Raw genomic sequence first — 4,560 nt, 5'->3', positions numbered from 1 at the left:
CAAACAGGCTTAGATACCCTGGTAGTCCACCCCGTAAACGTTGGGAACTAGTTGTGGGGTCCATTCCACGGATTCCGTGACGCAGCTAACGCATTAAGTTCCCCGCCTGGGGAGTACGGCCGCAAGGCTAAAACTCAAAGGAATTGACGGGGACCCGCACAAGCGGCGGAGCATGCGGATTAATTCGATGCAACGCGAAGAACCTTACCAAGGCTTGACATATACGAGAACGGGCCAGAAATGGTCAACTCTTTGGACACTCGTAAACAGGTGGTGCATGGTTGTCGTCAGCTCGTGTCGTGAGATGTTGGGTTAAGTCCCGCAACGAGCGCAACCCTCGTTCTATGTTGCCAGCACGTAATGGTGGGAACTCATGGGATACTGCCGGGGTCAACTCGGAGGAAGGTGGGGATGACGTCAAATCATCATGCCCCTTATGTCTTGGGCTTCACGCATGCTACAATGGCCGGTACAAAGGGCTGCAATACCGTGAGGTGGAGCGAATCCCAAAAAGCCGGTCCCAGTTCGGATTGAGGTCTGCAACTCGACCTCATGAAGTCGGAGTCGCTAGTAATCGCAGATCAGCAACGCTGCGGTGAATACGTTCCCGGGTCTTGTACACACCGCCCGTCAAGTCATGAAAGTCGGTAACACCTGAAGCCGGTGGCCTAACCCTTGTGGAGGGAGCCGTCGAAGGTGGGATCGGTAATTAGGACTAAGTCGTAACAAGGTAGCCGTACCGGAAGGTGCGGCTGGATCACCTCCTTTCTAAGGAGCATCTGACGCTTCGGCGTCCAGAACCCAGTTCGGGAACGTTCGTTTCTCGCTGGGAGCTCATGGGTGGAACATTTGACATGGCATCGAGATCTGATCTTGGAATGAGTACGCCGCTTGCGGTTGGAAGGTTCTGGGTGAGGGGGTCGGTGCCTGCACGCTGTTGGGTCCTGAGGGACCGGATGCGCTTTGACCTTCGGGTTGGAAGCATTTGGTTACTCTGGGCCTTTCGTTGTTTCCCCGGTGGGGAAGCGGTGAGGGGTACCGCCCGTACTTTGAGAACTACACAGTGGACGCGAGCATCTTGCAGCAGCCTTCGGGTTGTTGCACAAGATGATCTTAAAGATCATTAGTCAATTTCTGATTCCATCTTCGGATGGGGTCGAGTTTTGATTCAAACTCATGTGATTTCAAGTCTTTAAGAGCAAACGGTGGATGCCTTGGCATCTGGAGCCGAAGAAGGACGTAGCAATCTGCGATAAGCCTCGGGGAACTGATAAGCAAGTTTTGATCCGAGGGTGTCCGAATGGGGAAACCCCGCTGGGCGGCGTGCCGACCTAGTGACTCCCGCCTGAATATATAGGGCGGGTAGAGGGAACGTGGGGAAGTGAAACATCTCAGTACCCACAGGAAGAGAAAGCAACCGCGATTCCGTTAGTAGTGGCGAGCGAAACCGGATCAGGCTAAACCTAGCGTGTGTGATAGCCGGCAGGCGTTGCACGTTGGGGGTTGTGGGACTTTTCAGTCATCTCTGCCGAGGTGGCGGCGTTACAAGAAGGTATAGACGAACGGTCTTGAAAGGCCGGTCATAGAGGGTGCCAACCCCGTAGTCGAAATGCTTCTCTTGGCGCGAAGAGTATCCCAAGTAGCACGGGGCCCGTGAAATCCCGTGTGAATCTGTCAGGACCACCTGATAAGCCTAAATACTCCCAGATGACCGATAGCGGACAAGTACCGTGAGGGAAAGGTGAAAAGTACCCCGGGAGGGGAGTGAAATAGTACCTGAAACCGTTTGCTTACAAACCGTTGGAGCCTCCTTAGTAGGGGTGACAGCGTGCCTTTTGAAGAATGAGCCTGCGAGTTAGCGATATGTGGCGAGGTTAACCCGTGTGGGGTAGCCGTAGCGAAAGCGAGTCTGAATAGGGCGATTCAGTCGCATGTCCTAGACCCGAAGCGAAGTGATCTATCCATGGCCAGGTTGAAGCACGTGTAAGAGCGTGTGGAGGACCGAACCCACTTAGGTTGAAAACTGAGGGGATGAGCTGTGGATAGGGGTGAAAGGCCAATCAAACTTCGTGATAGCTGGTTCTCTCCGAAATGCATTTAGGTGCAGCGTTGCGTGTTTCTTGCCGGAGGTAGAGCTACTGGATGGCCGATGGGCCCTACAAGGTTACTGACGTCAGCCAAACTCCGAATGCCGGTAAGTGAGAGCGCAGCAGTGAGACTGTGGGGGATAAGCTTCATAGTCGAGAGGGAAACAACCCAGACCACCAACTAAGGTCCCAAAGCGCGTGCTAAGTGGGAAAGGATGTGGAGTTGCTGTGACAACCAGGAGGTTGGCTTAGAAGCAGCCACCCTTGAAAGAGTGCGTAATAGCTCACTGGTCAAGTGATTCCGCGCCGACAATGTAACGGGGCTCAAGCACGCCACCGAAGTTGTGGCATTGACATTATTGGTAGGCCTTCGTGGTCCAGCCGTGTTGATGGGTAGGAGAGCGTCGTGTGGCCAGCGAAGCGGCGGTGTAAACCAGCCGTGGAGGCTACACGAGTGAGAATGCAGGCATGAGTAGCGAATGACGTGTGAGAAACACGTCCTCCGAAAGACCAAGGGTTCCAGGGTCAAGCTAATCTTCCCTGGGTAAGTCGGGACCTAAGGCGAGGCCGACAGGCGTAGTCGATGGACAACGGGTTGATATTCCCGTACCGGCGAAGAACCGCCCAAGCTAATCCAGTAGTGCTAAGTATCTGAATCCCAGTGACTGATCCCTTCGGGGTGACGCTCTGGGCCTAGCGTACGACCCCATTCTGGTGCGGTTAGCGTATTAACAGGTGTGACGCAGGAAGGTAGCCCAAGCCAGGCGATGGTTGTCCTGGTGCAAGTGCGTAGGCCGAGTCGTAGGCAAATCCGCGATTCATTGAGGCTGAGACACGATGCGGATAAAAAGTGGGTGATCCTATGCTGCCGAGAAAAGCATCGACGCGAGGTTCTAGCTGCCCGTACCCCAAACCGACTCAGGTGGTCAGGTAGAGAATACCAAGGAGATCGAGAGAATCGTGGTTAAGGAACTCGGCAAAATGCCCCCGTAACTTCGGGAGAAGGGGGGCCTTCGGCGTATAGGGATTTACTCCCGAAAGCGTTTGGAGGCCGCAGAGACTAGTGGGTAGCGACTGTTTACTAAAAACACAGGTCCGTGCCAAGTCGCAAGACGATGTATACGGACTGACGCCTGCCCGGTGCTGGAAGGTTAAGAGGACCGGTTAGCCGTAAGGCGAAGCTGAGAATTTAAGCCCCAGTAAACGGCGGTGGTAACTATAACCATCCTAAGGTAGCGAAATTCCTTGTCGGGTAAGTTCCGACCTGCACGAATGGCGTAACGACTTCCCAACTGTCTCAACCGCGAACTCGGCGAAATTGCATTACGAGTAAAGATGCTCGTTACGCGCAGCAGGACGGAAAGACCCCGTGACCTTTACTACAGCTTGGTATTGGTGTTCGGTGTGGCTTGTGTAGGATAGGTGGGAGACTTTGAAGCATGGACGCTAGTTCGTGTGGAGTCATTGTTGAAATACCACTCTGGTCACTCTGGATATCTAACTTCGAACCGTAATCCGGTTCAGGGACAGTGCCTGGTGGGTAGTTTAACTGGGGCGGTTGCCTCCCAAAAAGTAACGGAGGCGCCCAAAGGTTCCCTCAACCTGGTTGGCAATCAGGTGTCGAGTGTAAGTGCACAAGGGAGCTTGACTGTGAGACTGACAGGTCGAGCAGGGACGAAAGTCGGGACTAGTGATCCGGCAGTGGCTTGTGGAAGCGCTGTCGCTCAACGGATAAAAGGTACCTCGGGGATAACAGGCTGATCTTGCCCAAGAGTCCATATCGACGGCATGGTTTGGCACCTCGATGTCGGCTCGTCGCATCCTGGGGCTGGAGTAGGTCCCAAGGGTTGGGCTGTTCGCCCATTAAAGCGGTACGCGAGCTGGGTTTAGAACGTCGTGAGACAGTTCGGTCCCTATCCGCTGCGCGCGTAGGAAATTTGAGAGGATCTGACCCTAGTACGAGAGGACCGGGTTGGACGAACCTCTGGTGTGTCAGTTGTTCCGCCAGGAGCACCGCTGATTAGCTACGTTCGGGATGGATAACCGCTGAAAGCATCTAAGCGGGAAGCCGGCCTCAAGATGAGATTTCCATACCTTCGGGTGAGAGGCTCCCAGCCAGACTACTGGGTTGATAGGCCAGATGTGGAAGTGCAGTAATGCATGCAGCTGACTGGTACTAATAAGCCGATGACTTGATAACACACCGTTTGTTGGTGCTACGCGTCCACTGAGTGGTTCTCGATGTACGGTCGAGAACCGCATAACAACAATGACTTTGTTATGTGTTTGATTGAAACATCAATAGTGTTTCGGCGGCCATAGCGTGAGGGAAACGCCCGGTTACATTCCGAACCCGGAAGCTAAGCCTCACAGCGCCGATGGTACTGCAGGGGGGACCCTGTGGGAGAGTAGGACACCGCCGGACTCCTTTTAAACAAAATGGCCACCCAACGCTGGGTGGCCATTTTGCGTT

Annotated in this window: 3 rRNA genes; all 3 read left to right on the top strand. The window is 54.1% G+C overall.

The window, feature by feature from the left end:
• Nucleotides 1–768, top strand: a 16S ribosomal RNA gene (locus tag ACLF6J_RS17640); the annotation flags it as partial.
• 414 nt (nucleotides 769–1,182) lie between these two features.
• Nucleotides 1,183–4,287 (top strand): 23S ribosomal RNA (locus ACLF6J_RS17635).
• 108 nt (nucleotides 4,288–4,395) lie between these two features.
• Nucleotides 4,396–4,512, top strand: a 5S ribosomal RNA gene (rrf, locus tag ACLF6J_RS17630).
• Nucleotides 4,513–4,560: the final 48 nt, after the last annotated feature.

Origin of the sequence: Microbacterium sp. IO18 (genome assembly GCF_049099505.1) — a bacterium.
Classification (GTDB): domain Bacteria; phylum Actinomycetota; class Actinomycetes; order Actinomycetales; family Microbacteriaceae; genus Microbacterium; species Microbacterium aurugineum.
Note: the sequence above shows the minus strand (reverse complement) of the source record. Positions and strands in the feature narration are given on the sequence as shown.